Source organism: Kitasatospora sp. NPDC023176, assembly GCF_055560495.1.
This window is the reverse complement of the sequence record NZ_JBVHIP010000031.1, coordinates 66,835-80,632: the sequence shown is the minus strand read 5'-3', so window position 1 is coordinate 80,632 and position 13,798 is coordinate 66,835. Positions and strand designations below refer to the sequence as shown.

15 protein-coding genes are annotated in these 13,798 nt (G+C 74.1%); 8 read left to right on the top strand and 7 right to left on the bottom strand.

Annotation, left to right across the window (positions count from 1 at the left end):
* Positions 1-18 precede the first annotated feature (18 nt).
* The gene (locus tag ACZ3YL_RS32440) at positions 19-630 is read left to right on the top strand and encodes a hypothetical protein (protein ID WP_188308691.1); all 612 of its coding nucleotides are present in this window, start codon (positions 19-21) and stop codon (positions 628-630) included.
* 111 nt (positions 631-741) lie between these two features.
* Here ACZ3YL_RS32440 and bla read toward each other — a convergent pair whose 3' ends face one another.
* Positions 742-1,713 carry a class A beta-lactamase gene (gene bla, locus ACZ3YL_RS32435; protein ID WP_188308690.1) on the bottom strand — a complete coding sequence of 324 codons (972 nt, stop codon included), beginning with the start codon at positions 1,711-1,713 and terminating at the stop codon, positions 742-744.
* Between the two features lie 136 nt (positions 1,714-1,849).
* Between bla and ACZ3YL_RS32430 the strand changes: the two genes are divergently transcribed.
* The 3 genes from ACZ3YL_RS32430 to ACZ3YL_RS32420 all read left to right on the top strand — a co-directional run bounded on the left by ACZ3YL_RS32430 (position 1,850) and on the right by ACZ3YL_RS32420 (position 4,466).
* On the top strand, positions 1,850-2,797 hold the full coding sequence (locus ACZ3YL_RS32430) for a LysR family transcriptional regulator (protein WP_465660837.1): 948 nt from the start codon (positions 1,850-1,852) through the stop codon (positions 2,795-2,797).
* A 101-nt stretch (positions 2,798-2,898) separates the two neighbouring features.
* The gene (locus ACZ3YL_RS32425) at positions 2,899-3,762 is read left to right on the top strand and encodes a serine hydrolase (RefSeq protein ID WP_317621407.1); all 864 of its coding nucleotides are present in this window, start codon (positions 2,899-2,901) and stop codon (positions 3,760-3,762) included.
* A gap of 242 nt (positions 3,763-4,004) precedes the next feature.
* Positions 4,005-4,466, top strand: coding sequence for a mannosyltransferase YkcB-related protein (locus ACZ3YL_RS32420; RefSeq protein WP_465660835.1), 462 nt, complete (start codon positions 4,005-4,007; stop codon positions 4,464-4,466).
* Positions 4,467-4,533: 67 nt separating this feature from the next.
* On the opposite strand, the gene ACZ3YL_RS32415 is transcribed toward ACZ3YL_RS32420, so the two are convergent.
* Complete coding sequence (locus ACZ3YL_RS32415; RefSeq protein ID WP_188308686.1) at positions 4,534-5,625, bottom strand: DUF5937 family protein; 1,092 nt, start codon at positions 5,623-5,625, stop codon at positions 4,534-4,536.
* 92 nt (positions 5,626-5,717) lie between these two features.
* On the opposite strand from ACZ3YL_RS32415, the gene ACZ3YL_RS32410 reads away from it, so the two are divergent.
* Complete coding sequence (locus ACZ3YL_RS32410; RefSeq protein WP_465660833.1) at positions 5,718-5,921, top strand: hypothetical protein; 204 nt, start codon at positions 5,718-5,720, stop codon at positions 5,919-5,921.
* 409 nt (positions 5,922-6,330) lie between these two features.
* On the opposite strand, the gene ACZ3YL_RS32405 is transcribed toward ACZ3YL_RS32410, so the two are convergent.
* From ACZ3YL_RS32405 to ACZ3YL_RS32395, 3 genes are all read right to left on the bottom strand, one after another.
* Complete coding sequence (locus tag ACZ3YL_RS32405) at positions 6,331-7,101, bottom strand: carbonic anhydrase (RefSeq protein ID WP_188308684.1); 771 nt, start codon at positions 7,099-7,101, stop codon at positions 6,331-6,333.
* A gap of 139 nt (positions 7,102-7,240) precedes the next feature.
* Positions 7,241-7,438 carry an RICIN domain-containing protein gene (locus ACZ3YL_RS32400; protein ID WP_465660831.1) on the bottom strand — a complete coding sequence of 66 codons (198 nt, stop codon included), beginning with the start codon at positions 7,436-7,438 and terminating at the stop codon, positions 7,241-7,243.
* Between the two features lie 125 nt (positions 7,439-7,563).
* Entirely contained in the window at positions 7,564-8,190 is a 627-nt protein-coding gene (locus ACZ3YL_RS32395) for a MerR family transcriptional regulator (RefSeq protein WP_188308682.1), read from the bottom strand.
* Positions 8,191-8,294: 104 nt separating this feature from the next.
* Here ACZ3YL_RS32395 and ACZ3YL_RS32390 point away from each other — a divergent pair, with 104 nt between their 5' ends.
* From ACZ3YL_RS32390 to ACZ3YL_RS32380, 3 genes are all read left to right on the top strand, one after another.
* On the top strand, positions 8,295-8,702 hold the full coding sequence (locus ACZ3YL_RS32390; protein WP_188308681.1) for a DUF3291 domain-containing protein: 408 nt from the start codon (positions 8,295-8,297) through the stop codon (positions 8,700-8,702).
* Between the two features lie 266 nt (positions 8,703-8,968).
* Entirely contained in the window at positions 8,969-9,361 is a 393-nt protein-coding gene (locus ACZ3YL_RS32385; protein WP_465660829.1) for a nuclear transport factor 2 family protein, read from the top strand.
* A gap of 75 nt (positions 9,362-9,436) precedes the next feature.
* Positions 9,437-10,912, top strand: a complete 1,476-nt coding sequence (locus tag ACZ3YL_RS32380) for an FAD-dependent monooxygenase (RefSeq protein ID WP_465660827.1) — start codon at positions 9,437-9,439, stop codon at positions 10,910-10,912.
* 78 nt (positions 10,913-10,990) lie between these two features.
* Here ACZ3YL_RS32380 and ACZ3YL_RS32375 read toward each other — a convergent pair whose 3' ends face one another.
* Both ACZ3YL_RS32375 and ACZ3YL_RS32370 read right to left on the bottom strand, forming a co-directional pair.
* On the bottom strand, positions 10,991-12,466 hold the full coding sequence (locus tag ACZ3YL_RS32375) for a protein kinase domain-containing protein (RefSeq protein ID WP_465660825.1): 1,476 nt from the start codon (positions 12,464-12,466) through the stop codon (positions 10,991-10,993).
* 376 nt (positions 12,467-12,842) lie between these two features.
* Positions 12,843-13,592 carry a FadR/GntR family transcriptional regulator gene (locus ACZ3YL_RS32370; protein ID WP_317621402.1) on the bottom strand — a complete coding sequence of 250 codons (750 nt, stop codon included), beginning with the start codon at positions 13,590-13,592 and terminating at the stop codon, positions 12,843-12,845.
* Between the last annotated feature and the right edge of the window lie 206 nt (positions 13,593-13,798).

Here is a 13,798-nt window from a genome sequence, read left to right as displayed (position 1 = left end):
CGAAGGAGACGTACGTACGTGATCAACCCCCGTGCCCGGCTGACCGCGATGATCGCCGACCTGGAGCGCAACCCCCGCGTGCAGCTCGAGGAGGCCACCGTCGCGCCACCGACCCCAGCCGCCGACCTCGAACTCGCCACCCGCCTGGCCGACGGCCGTCTCCCGGACGGCGTCGAGGCCTTCTACCGCGAGGTCGGCGCGGTCCGCCTGACGTGGCGGCACACCGTTCCCGAACTCCTGAACAACGACCTCTCGGACCAGGGCCTCATCAACCTGCTGCCGCTGCGCGACGTCTTCGGCGACTGGAAGGGCGTCACCTGGCACTCGGCGGAGGACCAGGAGTTCCGCGCCGTCAAACCCTTCGACAGGTTCGTCCCCGAAGCCTGCGCGGCGTTCGTTCCCCCCCTCGACTCCGTCCACTACCACTACCTCGGCGAGGAGTCGCACGACACCGGCTACTCCTTCGACGCCTACCTGGAACGGCTGATCGCCTCCCGCGGCTTCTGGTACTGGCCGCAGACGCTCTGCCGGGGCCTGGAGGACAGCACGGAGGTCACCGCGTTCCGCCGCGCGATGCCGGTCATCTTCCCGGACTACGACGACACGCTGTTCCACCCGGCGCAGCACTGAGCCCGTGCACCGCCGGAAACCGGCGCCGCGGAGGGGCCGCCCTTCCGCCGCGCCGGTTCCGCGGCCGCGGGCAACACCATCCGCCCGGGGCTCCTGGTCGGTGGGGGAGGGTCAGCCGAGGGCGCTGACGACGGCCTTGGTCGCCTCGGCGATCAGGGCGTCGTCGGAGGTGGCGCCCGCCTTGCCGCGGTCGGACAGGACGACGATCACGACCGGGCTGCGCCCGCCCGACGGCCACGCCACGGCGACGTCGTTGCGGGTCCCGTAGCCCGCGTTGCCGGTCTTGTCGCCGATCTTCCAGTCGGCGGGCACCCCCGCGCGGATGTACGGGCCGCCGGTCGTGTTGCCGAGCAGCCAGTCCGTCAGCAGCCCGCGCCGGCCCTCCGGGAGGACGTCGCCGAGCACGTAGCGGCGCAGGTTGGCGGCGAAGACGCGCGGGGTGCTGGTGTCGCGGGTGTCGCCCGGGGTCGCCTCGTTGAGGGTGGGTTCGGTGCGGTCGACGCTGGTGGTCGAGTCGCCCAGGTCACGCAGGGACTGCTGGACGGCCGCCGGGCCGCCGAGCTCGGCGGTGACCAGGTTGGCCGCGGTGTTGTCGCTGTACTGGATGGAGGCGGCGGCCAGGTCACGCAGCGTCATGCCGGTGGCCACGTGCTTCGAGGTGATCGGCGCCCACTCCAGCACGTCCTCCTGCCGGTAGGGGACGACCTTGTCCAGGTCCGCGTCGGACGCCTTCCGCAGCAGGGCCCCGGCGGCGAGCGACTTGATCGTGGACGCGAACGCGAACCGCTCGTCGGCCCGGTGGGCGACCTCCCGGCCGCTGCCGGTGTCCACCGCGAACACGCCGAGCCGGGCGCCGAACCGCTGCTCGAGCGCCGCGAAGGAGGCGTCCGCCGAGGCGTCAGCCGAGGCGGCCGCGGGCCCGCTCGCCACCGTCGTGCCGGAAGCCGTCGCACCGGAAGCGGTGCCGCCGGCCGTCGACGCCGTCGAGGCGCTGCCCGCCCCGCCGCACCCGCCGATCAGCGCGGCCACGAGCAGGGCCACGGCGGGCAGCGTGGTACGGGGGCGGAGGAGGAGGGGCGTCATCGAAGGGTCTCCCGGATCGTTCGTGCCGTCACCGCCGCGATCGCGCCGGCCCGCTCAGCTAAACAGGCCGCCGACTCCCCAGTCCAAGACCGCAATCATGAAGTGGATGATAAGAAAACACCTATGATGGCTGCCCATGGACCTGCTGGGGCACCTCCGCCACTTCCGCGCCGTCGCCGAGGAACGGCACTTCGGCCGCGCCGCCGAGCGCCTGCGGATCGCCCAGCCCTCGCTCTCCCAGCGGATCCAGCGCCTCGAACGCGAACTCGGCGTGACCCTGTTCGACCGCGGCCCGCGCGGCGTCGACCTCACCCCGGCGGGCTGGCTGCTGCTCGCCGAGGCCGAGGAGACGCTGGACAGCGCCGCCCGCCTCCTCGCCACCGCCGCCGACCTGCGCAGCGGACGGGCCGGCACCCTGCGCGCGGCCGTCCCGCCCGAACTCGGGCCGGCCACCCTCGCCGCGCTGCTCACCGGCTTCGAGAGCGCCTCCCCGGGCACCCGGCTCGAACTGCGGGAACTGCCCGTCGCGGCCGTGGTGCGCGAACTCGCCCAGCACACCGTCGACGTCGCCGTCGTCCGCCACCCCTGCCCCGCCGACGGACTGGCCTTCGGCCCCGTCCTGCACCAGCCGCTCGGCATCCTGCTCGCCGCGCGCAGCCCGTACGCCGACCGCGCGGAACTCGCGGTGGCCGAACTGACCGGCCTGCGCCTGGTCCTCTTCCCGCGCGCCACCGCCCCGGCCCTGTACGACGAGGTGCTCACCACGCTGACCAGGCACGGCTGCACCCCCGAGGCCGTCGTCGACCCGCCGGGACCGGACGTCGCCGGCGCGCTCGTGCTCACCGGCAGCGCCATCGCCCTGGTGCCGCGCACCGCGCCACCACCGGGTACAGTCTGGCGTCCGCTCACCGGCACCCCGCTGGCCTGGCGGACCTCCACGGCCTGGCCGGCCGGACGGGGCGGGCCCGCCGTCCGGCTGTTCGCCCAGGCCGCCCACGAGGCGCTGACCGGACCGGGGGGCCTGCTGCCCCAGCCGCCCCACCGCCCGCTCTACCCCCGGCCCGCAATGGAGTTCCCGCTTTGACCAGCGACCGCACCAGAGCCGACCACCCGGCTGCCGACCGGCCCCCGCGCAGCCGGGCCGCGCAGGACCGGCCCCCGCACGACCGGGCCGCGCGCACCCGCATCGCCGCGGCCTTCGCCGACGCGGGCGTCACCGGCCGACTGCACGCGCGCGACCTCGACACCGGCGCCGAGATCGGCCTCGGCGCCGACACCGCCGTCAGCACCGCCAGCGTCCACAAGCTCTGCCTGCTCGTGACGCTGTACCGCGAGGCCGCCGCCGGACGGATCGACCTGACCCGGCAGGTCGACGTCCCCGCCACCGGCCGCACCCCCGGAGGGACCGGCCTCGCCGCCATGCTCGACCCCGCCCGCCTCTCCCTGCGCGACCTCGCCTACCTCACCGCCGCCGTCAGCGACAACACCGCCGCCGACACCCTGTGGGACGAGATCGGCCTCGACACCGTCAACCGCACCATGGCCGACCTCGGCCTGAACCGCACCGTCGCCGTCCACAAGCTCCGCGACCTCATCGCGGCCCTCGCCGAGGACACCGGCCCGGACTCCCCGGTCGACCCCGCCGTCGTCGCCCGCCTCAGAGTCCTCGACCCCGCCTTCACCAACCACAGCACCCCCCGCGACATGACCACCCTGCTCACCGCCCTCTGGCACGGAGACGCCTGCCCCGGCGACCACGGCGCCGCCCTGCGACGCCTCCTCGGCCTCCAGGTCTGGCCACACCGCCTGGCCTCCGGCTTCCCCTTCGACGACGTCCGCGTCCACGGCAAGACCGGCACCCTCCCCACCCTGCGCCACGAGGTCGGCGTCGTCGAATACCCCGACGGCGGCCGCTACGCCCTCGCCGTCTTCACCCGCGCCGCCGCCACCACCATCACCCTGCCCGCCGCCGACGCCGCGATCGGAACCGCCGCCCGCCTCGCCGTCGACGCCCTCCGGGCACCAGCGCCCACCACCGCGCCGCACTGACCGGGACCGCCCGCCAAGGCTCCGCCGCGCACCTCTGCTCGATCAGCGCGGCTACGGCGGTTCGCATCCGCCCCCGCCCACCGACCGCCGCGCACCGTCGGCGGGCCGCCCGGTGCCGAGGCCGTCGGCTCCTCGGGCGGGCAGCGGGGGAGGGGTGGGCCGATCGGTGCGCCGTAGGTATAGATCTGACCAAACCGGGGCGCCTCCCGGGGCATCTCTCACGGACGCGTCCGAGAGTGCCGATGGGTTCCACCGCCGCCGTGGCCGCGCCGCGTGCGCAGCACGGCGGGGGCGGGTTCGCCGGCTCCTCGGGGCACCTGACGGCGCCCGCGCAGGCCCTGTTCGACTACCTGCGGGCCCACCGGGACGGCGCCCGCTACCTGTTCGCCGCCTCCGACTGGAGCGCCGCCGCACCGTTCATCCTGGCGACGGGCGAGGAGGTCCTGCCGATGGGCGGCTTCAGCGGATCGGCGCCCTCGCCCACCCTGGCGGAGTTCCGACAACTGATCAGGAAGGGCGAGTTGCGCTACGTCCTGCTCGGCACCGACCACCGTGGCGGTGACGATTCGGCGGGAGCGACGACCACGGCGCAGGTCCAGTCCTGGGTACGGAGCGCCTGCACCCAGGTGCCGGCCACCGACGTGCCCGGCCCGGCGCCGACGGCCGACGGCCGGCAGCTCTATCGCTGCCCGCGCGCGGACTGAGCGGCGCCCCGGGACGCACCGGCACTGCTCGCCCACCGCGCCGCGCGACACCGCCACCGGGTGGACCTCAGCGCAGCACGGACTCCAGGAAGTCGCTGCCGATCCGGGCCACGACGGAGATGTCGAGCTGATGCAGGACGTAGCGCCCCCGGCGCCGGGTGACCAGGAGCCCGGCCTTCCGCAGGACGGCGAGGTGGCGGGAGATCTCGGGGGCGGTGAGGCCGTACGCGTCGGCCAGCTCGTTCGTCGAGTACGCGGCGCGCGCCAGGCTGCGGCACAGGTTCATCCGCATCGGGTGGGTCAGCGCGTCCAGGCGCAGCTTGACCGTCTCCACGGGCTCGGCGCCGCCGATCTCGTGGGCCGCGGCCGGGTACTGGATCACGGGCTGCCAGCCCGGCCCGTACAGGGTGAACAGGTGCGGCCAGCCGAAGACGCTGGGCAGCAGGGTGACGGCGGTGCCGCGGGCGTCGGTGCGGCCGTGCACGAGCTTGTCGACGACGATGCGGCTGCCGTGCTCGTCCTCCTCCAGGCTCAGCGCCGGTGACGCCGCCGTGAGCGCCTCCGCCAGGCCCTTGCGGCGCAGCAGTTCGCTCTTGTCCTGGGCGTCGGCGGTGAGCTGGACGCGGACCCGGCGCCAGGTGTCGGCGAAGAACGCCCGGTCGCAGTCCTCCAGGAGCCGGCGGATCCACGCCCGGGTGGCGGTGGGGTCGGTGAGCATCCGTTCGACGAACGCCGCCTGGTGCGGACCGCGGGCCGCCGCGAGGTCGAGCGCACGGCGTCGCGACCACGCGTCGACCAGGGGCGAGGGCAGGCCCCTGGGGTAGTGGTTGGTGCTGCAGGAGATCTCCAGGGCCGCGCCGACGAACCTCTCGTCCTCCATCCGGTCGAGGTCGTCCAGTTCCTCGGCGAGGGTCCGCCGGGGCTGGGCGGGCATCAGGAAGTCGGAGCGCGTCGAGCGCCACATGAAGTCGGCCTCCAGCATCCGGCCGGCCAGTTCCGGTTCGAGCGTGCCGGAGGTCGCCGTCGTCCACGCCTGCAACCGGGGGTGGTGGGCCGGCTCGGCGAGCGCGTGCAGCGCGTTGCCGAGCTCGGCCAGCGGCGAAGGGTGGAAGACGATCCGCTCGTGCGGCAGCCCGGTGATGTCGATGGTCACGCTCACCTCCCTATGGTGCCGGGCCGGGTGACCACGTCATTTGACGGGGGTCGTCAATCGGCGGGACCGGCGGGCCGGCGGTGGTGCACGGTGAGCGCATGAACGCACTGCACCAGCACCTCCTGGACAGCTACCGTGCCGCCCAGCACGCCGAACCGGCCCCGCCCGCCCCCGGCACCCACGACCTCGCGGTGCTCCGGGCCGCCCGCGACCGCCGCCGCTTCGAAGCGGTCCTCACCGGCCGCCCGGCCCCCGGCCGCCTGCGCTTCGCGGTCCGCCGCTGGCTGAGCGCCCAGGGCTGACAACGGCGGGTCGCACCCACCCGCTCGCGGCCCACCCGCTCGCACCCGCCCGCTCGCACATCCGTGCCGGGCCGAATCAGGTGGCGCCCAGCGTCCGTCGGCCTCGTCCTGCGCCCAGGACGCCAGGAAGTCGGCATCCTGGGCGACCTCCGAGGCGCGGTCGGCCGGTGTGAGGAGGTGTCGGTGCCACAGGACCGAGGCGAGGAAACGACGGTGCATGGGATCGGGATGGTGCCGCAGAGCGGTGAGATCCGGCACGTGACGGCCGGTCCGACGGCCCCGGTCCGGCGGCGCAGTTCCTCGACCACGCCGGTCTCGTAAGGGCGACCACGGCTCGCCGGGCGGCCGGCGCCTCGGCCCGCGCCCGGTGAACGTGCCGTCGGCCGTGGGCCGGGGCCCGTCCGACCGGTCAGGGTGCTCCGGACAGGACTTCCACGACGCCCGTGTCCAGGGAGTAGTAGGCGCCGACGACGGCCAGGGTGCCCTTGGCCACGAGGGGGGCCAGGTCGGGGTTGGAGCGCAGGTCGGCTGCCGTCAGGGTGACCTGGGCGCGGGACATCGTCTCGACCGGGTCGGCGCCGCCCTCCCGGACCGCCTGGTCGTACGCCGGCCGCAGGGCCTTGGCGATCGCGTCCAGGTTGCCGGGCAGCGGCTTGCCGTCCCGGATGGACTCGTACGCCGCCTTGACCGCGCCGCAGCGCTGGTGCCCGAGGACCACGATGAGGGGGGTGCCGCTCGTCATGGGCCCGTACTCGACGGACCCGGTGACCACCGGGCTGACCGCCTCACCGCCCGTGCGCATGACGTACAGGTCGCCGAGGCCGGTGTCGAAGAGGAGCTCGGGCGGGACCCGCGAGTCGATGCACGAGAGGATCGACCCGAACGGCTCCTGCTCCTGGGCGACCAGCTGACGCCGGTTCGGGTCCCGGTCGGGGTGTTGCAGGTCTCCGCTGACCCAGCGCCTGTTGCCGTCCATCAGCCTCGTGAACGCCGCGGCGGGTGTGGTGGGCTGTGCTTGCGGTGTCGACGACGGCGCGGCACTGCCCGTGGGCGAGGCCGGCGAGGCGAGGGGGGCGGGGGAGTCCGCCCTGGTCGTCGTGCATCCCGCGAGCGCGAACGCGGTGCTCACCAGCCCGCCGGCGAGCAGCGCTCGACGACTCGGGCGACCGGCTTCGTCCATCGGTTCGTTCCCCTCACTGCCACTCGGAATGGTCCCTGTGTCCCGACCAGGCCGATTGTTCGGCCTGGGGGAGGGGCCGTGGCGGCAGGCGCAAGCGGGCGCGGGCCACATTGCTGCGGACGGCCCACAGGCGTCGGGATCAGCGGCGCGGGCCGCAGGCCCCGTAGCGGAGCAGCGCCCCGCACGGGTACTGCGCGAGGGGCGCGTGCGGGGCGCTGCTGCCGTAGGAGACGGCGGGGCACAGCCGGTTGTTGCCGTTGACGAAGCGCATGCCGCCCGGCCGCTCCTCGATGCGCCGGGACTGCCCGGCGTCGTTCGTGCACGCGGTCCGGATCACCCGGGCGTTGGCCTCGGTGCTGGAGTCCTGGACCGCGAGGGCCGAGGGTTCGATCGACAGCGAGCCGAGGCCGGCTGCCGTCCTGGGGCTGTTTCGGCGGGCGGCCCGTTCGGTCGTCGTGGCGCTCAGCGCTCCCGCCGGGCGGACTCGTTCTCCTGGGCCAGCCGTCGCAGGGCGAGCAGGGCCGGTTCCAGGAGGACGGTCCGCAGCAGGGCCCGTTCGGCCTGCTCCAGCGGGTCGGCCGCCGGGTCGAGCTGGTCGAGGTCCAGGACGGCGGTCCGCTCGGCCAGTTCGGCGTAGCCCCGCAGAGCCGCCGGGTCGAGTTCGGCGCCGAGCGTGCGCAGGGTCTCCAGGGTCTCGCCGAGTACCGCCCGGGCGGGGGCGTGCTCGGAGACCTCCCAGCCGAGTTCGCCGATCAGCGCGTCCACCTCCGCCGTTCCCGGCTTCGGCTCCCCGTGCGCCTGCTCCGCTTCCTCGTCCACCGGGCGGGCCCCGAGCACCAGGCCGAGCACCTGGTGGCGCTGCCCCGCGTGTTCCGCCACCGCGCCGAGCACCTCGCGGGTGGCGCTCACGCTCAGCCCCCGCACCCCGATCAGCGCCCGCACCAGGCGCAGCCGGCGCAGGTGGCTCTCGTCGTACTCGGCCTGGGTGGCGGCGGTGGCCCGGCCGGGCGGCAGCAGGCCCTCCCGCAGGTAGTACTTGATGGTCGCGGTCGGCACCGCGCTGCGGCGGCTGAGTTCGGAGATCCGCACCGGCGGCACTCGTCCTTTCCCCTGGCATCTGGATACCAGCACTGTCTAACATAGATAGTGCCACTACCCAATGTGGCGTCCTCCGCCGATGGGGAGAGTCAGCCATGCCCACCCTGCCCTGGATCACCCCGAACCCCGCCGTCCCCGGCACCCGGGCGGTCGTCATGGCCTCCCGCTTCGAGGTCCGCTCGCTCGCCGACGTCCCGCGCTTCTTCGTCCGGTCGCTCGCCATCTGGCGCCAACTGCGCAGCGCGCCAGGCGCGTTGGGTGCCTCGCTGATCGCCCGGCCGCTCCGGCGGACCTTCTGGACGCTGTCCGCCTGGGAGAGCCGCGAGGCCCTGGACGCCTTCGCCGCCGCCGAACCCCACCGCAGCACCATGACCGGCCTGCGCGCCACCATGCGGGAGTCCACCTTCACCTTCTGGGACACCCCGGTCGAACGGCTCCCGATCCGGTGGCCGGACGCCCATGCCCGCATCGACGCCCAGCGTGCCGGGGCCGCCGGCCGCTGACCGCCTCGACCTGGATTCCGGCCGGGTGCGGCCCGCTGTCAGGATGCCGAGCTCCGTCGCCCGCCCGCCCGCCCGCCCGCCCGGCCGCACCCGGCCGCCCGCCCGAGGGCGGGGCGTTGGGGTGTCGTGCCCTGTCGAGTCCTTGGCCGTTCCAGATTTGCGTGCGTAAAACACGCTTTCCCTGTACAGTGGCAAGCGTGCCCGAAGCACGCATCTCGGATTGATGCGCGACGGGCCGACTCCCGCATCCGAGCGAAGGAATCCCCGTGAACCGCACCCACGCCCGCGCCGCCCTGACCGACCTGCTCCTCACCCCGGGCCTGGTCCTCGAGGAGGCCGCCGACCGGCACTTCGCCCCCGACTACCGCCAGCGCACCGACGGAAGCTGGGCGAACCGCACCGAGTTCCTCGCCCACATCGCCCACCTGCGCACGGTCGTGGCCGGCGGCTCGGTCGAGGTCCACGACGAACTCTCCGACGGCGACCGCTACGCCGACCGCCACACCATGACGATCACCAAGACCGACGGCTCCACCGTCCGCATGGAGGTCTACCTCTTCGCCGAGTTCGCCCCCGACGGCCGCTTCCGCCGCATCGAGGAGACCACCCTCCTGCTGGAGGGCGCCGACGCCGACCGGGACCTCGGCAGCGCCCGCTGACCACCCCGCCCACCCGGCGCCACGAGGCTGCCCGGTCCCGGCGCATCGTCCCAGCAGTGAGAGGAAGTGGTTGTCATGCTCGACGTGCTCATCGCCGGGGCCGGCCCGGTAGGGCTCTGGCTCGCCGCGGAGTTGCGCCTGCACGGGGTGGAGGTGGCCGTCGTGGAACGCCGGGCGGCACCGGACGGGCGGTCGCGCGCGGTCGGCCTGCAGGCCGGCACGCTGGACACCTTCGCCACCCGCGGCCTCGCGCAGCGGTTCATCGAACGCGGCACCCCGGTGCCGACCGGCCACTTCGGCGCGGCGACCACCCGGCTGGACTTCTCCGCGGTCGGGGCGGTCCACCCCTTCATGCTGGCGCTCGGTCAGTCCGTCACCGAGCAGCTCCTGGAGGAGCACGCGGTCGCCGTGGGCGCCCGGGTGCTGCGCGGGCAGGAGGTCGTCTCGCTCACCCAGGGGCCGGACGCCGTCGAGGTGGTGATCCGGGCCGGCGGCACCCACCGGACCGTGCGGGCCCGCTGGGTGGTGGGCTGCGACGGCACGCGCAGCGCGGTGCGCCAGGCGGCGGGCATCGACTTCCCCGGTCAGGACACCACCATGACCGGGTGGCTCGCCGACGTCGAACTCGACGATCCGCCCACCGGGCCGCTCGCCGCCACCGGGCCGGGCGGCTCGTTCCTGGCGGCCCCGATCGGCGACGGCGTCCACCGGCTGGCGGGCCTGTCCACGGCCACCATGCACCGCGGCACCGGCGAACCGCTGACCCTGGCGGAGGTGCGCGAGCAGACCCGCGCACTGCTGGGACGGGACCTGGGCCTGCGCAACCCCCGGTGGCTCTCGCGCTACGGCAACGCCACCCGCCAGGCCGCCCGGTACCGGGCCGGACGGGTGCTGGTGGCCGGGGACGCGGCGCACATGTTCTTCCCGGCCGGCGGGCAGGGCATGAACCTCGGCATCCAGGACGCCACCAACCTGGGCTGGAAGCTGGCCGCCACCCTCCAGGGCCGGGCGCCCGACGGACTGCTCGACAGCTACGACACCGAACGCCGCCCGGCGGCCCGCGCCGTCATCGACAACACCCGCGCGCAGCTCGCCCTGTTCGCGGCGGCGAACCCGGAGCAGATCGCCCTGCGCGAGGTCTGGTCCGCCGCACTCGCCGAACCACGGACCAACCACCAGTGGGCCCGCCGGATCGCCGGCTTCGACGACCCGCTCCCCGCCGGCACCGAGCCCGGCGGGCACCCGCTGAACGGCACCCGGCTGGCCGGCCTCGCCCTGAACACCCCGGCCGGCGCACCCACCGCCCACCCGCTGATGCACCACGGCCGACCACTGCTGCTGGACCTCGGCGGGACGACGACGCCGTGCCCGACGGACGGCCTGGAGCGGCGCGCCGCAACCGTCGACACCGAGACGGCGCACGCGCTCTGGCGGGACGTCACCGCCGTGCTCATCCGCCCGGACGCCCGGATCGCCTGGGCCGGCACCGACACCGACCCGCAGCGCCGGGCCGCGGACTGCCTCCCCACCCTGCGCACCCTGTGCCGCTGAACACCGCCCGGTGCGCCCACCCGCCCTCCCGCCCGGCGGCCCGTCCTCACGGATCAGGCCGGTGCACCGCCAGGCGGCTCATGGTGCCGAGCCGGACGAGGGGCTGTACAGGTCGACCATCGTGCGCACGGGGAGCGGCAGCCAGTCTCCGGCCGACAGGTCGTCCTGGGAAAGCAGTTCGAGCACCTCGGCGGCCGTCGGGCGGTGCCGGGGGTCGTGGTCGAGGCACCGGTTGACGGTGCCGGCGAGCCGGGAGGGCAGCAGGCTGACGGCGGACGCCAGGGATTCACCGGCCGCCAGTGGCGCCGCTCCGGCGGCATGGCACAGCACCATGCCGAAGGCGTAGAGATCCGCGGCAGCAGTGACCGCCCCACCGGTGAGCCGTTCCGGGGCGACGAACCCCTCGGTGCCGATCACGTAGTTGGTGCTGGTGAGCCCGGTGCTGTCGAGAGCCCGGGCGATGCCGAAGTCGATGATGCGAGGGCCTGAGTCGGAGATGATGATGTTGGCGGGCTTGAGGTCGCGGTGGACGATGCCGCAGGCGTGGATGCGCTCCAGTGCTTCGGCGACGCCGACCGCCAGGGTGTGCAGGGTCCTCGGGGGCATGGCGCCCTGCTGCTTGAGAACCTCCTGCAGTGACGGGCCGGGGATGTACTCAGTGGCAAGCCACGGCGGGTCACCGTGGGGGTCGGCGTCCACCACGGACGCGGTGTGGAATCCGCCGACGAGGCCCGCGGCGCTGATCTCGATGGCGAACCGCCTCCGGAAGGTCGGGTCCTCGGCGAGTTCCGACCGGATGACCTTGACCGCGACCAGGCGCCGGCCGGGCGACTGGCCGAGATAGACCGTGCCCATCCCCCCTTGCCCCAGCACCGCCGTCAGGCTGTAGCGGCCGATCCGGCGAGGATCGCCCTGCCCCAGCGGACGGTGCCCGGGGACACAGCTGGTCCGTGCGAGCGGCTGCGGTGGATTCCGCGGCCCCGCGCTGCCGCCGTTCGGAGCGAAGGGACTCGTGTACGGGTCAGCGTGAACCTCCATCGCCGGTGAGCCCGTGACCGGGCCGGACGCGGCGGCCACCCGGCAATCGACGCGGCGGATCGCGACGCCCCAGCGCACTGCGTCCCGGTCGAGGGCACTCCGCAGGACCGTGCTGATCACCTCGCGGGACGTCAGAGCCGGTTCCAGGTCCATGCCGTCGACGGTGCCACGCACCGTAGCGACAGCGAGCTGCTCGATCGCTCGGGTGAAGGAGTCCACGCCGTAGACAGCGGCCCTCGCATCCGCCACCTGGTACCCGACGGTCACGTCGATGTCGACGCGCCGGTGGTCCCGCGTGGTCACCTCCTGCGGTGCAATCGCCATGCTCTGTTCGCGCAGGTCGACCCGACTGCGAATGGTGTTGATCAACGGGGTCACGAAGTGCGGACCGGCGTCGAGCGTGCGGCTGTAGCGCCCGAACCGCTCCACGACGACGGCGCTGGCATTCGGGACGATCTGGATCGCTTTGACAAGGAAACAGAAGACCAGCACCACGAGAATGATCAGAAGGATCAAGACCGGTTCCACAGTGGCCCCCCACCCCGCAGGCTTCCCTGCCCTGACGCCGCATCATGCGGCAGCAGTCTTCCAGAAGCATCCCCTGCGGGGCCCGTGTTCACGGAACCGCCCGGCTCGGAGCAGCGTCGGGCCAGGGCCGCGGCGAAGAGGCGGTCATCGGGCAATCGTGGCAAGAGATCCCTGCCGTGCTGGACCATCTCCGCCAGGGCTTGGAGGTAGCCGGCACCCGGCCTGCCCGGCAACCCGTCGATCAGCTGACCGAGTAGCGGTCCGCCGGGGAGGTGGTGCCACCGGGCGGTGGCACCACCTCCCGTGCCGTGCAGTGGAAACAGAGCCTTGGAGCGTTTGGACGGCCGGTGGTCCCGGGGGAGTGTCAGGCCAGGAAGCCCCGCAGCAGTGAGGCCGTCGCGGCGAGGTGTTCCTCGGTGGCGCGTCGGGCGCCGTCGCCGTCGCCGTCGAGGATCGCCCGGACCATCGCCCGGTGCTGCTCGGCGGCGTGCTCGATGTTGCGCTCCAGTATGGGGATCGCGTTCAGCAGGTCGTTGAGGCGCATCCTGGCCTCGGCGATGGCCGCGGCGAGGGCGGGTGAGCCGGTGAGTTCACCGATGGCGAGGTGGAAGCGCGAGTCCAGCTGGCGGTACTGCTCCGCCGGGGCTGCGTCCAGCTCGGTCAGCCGGTCCTCCAGGTGGGCGCGCTGCTCGGGGGAGAGGGGGCGCCGGGCGGCGGCCTCGGCGGCCCCGACCTCCAGGACCTGCCGGTAGGTCAGCGCGTCCTCCAGCGCGCCGCCGAGGTCGCGGGCGGCGCGGCGCAGGTCGGCGACGTCCGGTTCGGGCATCCGGTAGGTGACGAAGGTTCCGCCGTAGCGGCCGCGGCGGGGTGCGACGCAGTCGGCCTGCTGGAGGGTGCGGAGCGCCTCGCGCAGGGTCTCGCGGCTGACGCCGAGCCGGGCGGCGAGGTCGCGTTCGGCGGGCAGCCGGTCGCCGGGGCCGAAGACGCCGAGCTTGATCGCCTGGAGCAGCCGTTCGACGGTCTCCTCGAAGGCGTTGCCGGTCCGGATCGGGCGGAAGATCGCCCCGGCCTCCCAGTCGAGCCGTGCCTGCTCACGCGTCACGTCCACGTCCACGCCGGAATCGTACCTGCGCACGGATATCCCGCACTCATTCCCATCCTGCCCTTGACGTGGCCACCGTCCAGCCGGAACGATGCTGCTCACCCACCCAATGGTCTGACTTTAGACCATTGAAGAGCCGTCCGACCGTCGAAGCCGCCGGGGCGGGTGCGCCCACGCCGTCGTGGCCGCGCGCACCCCGGCACACCCTCAACCCCCAG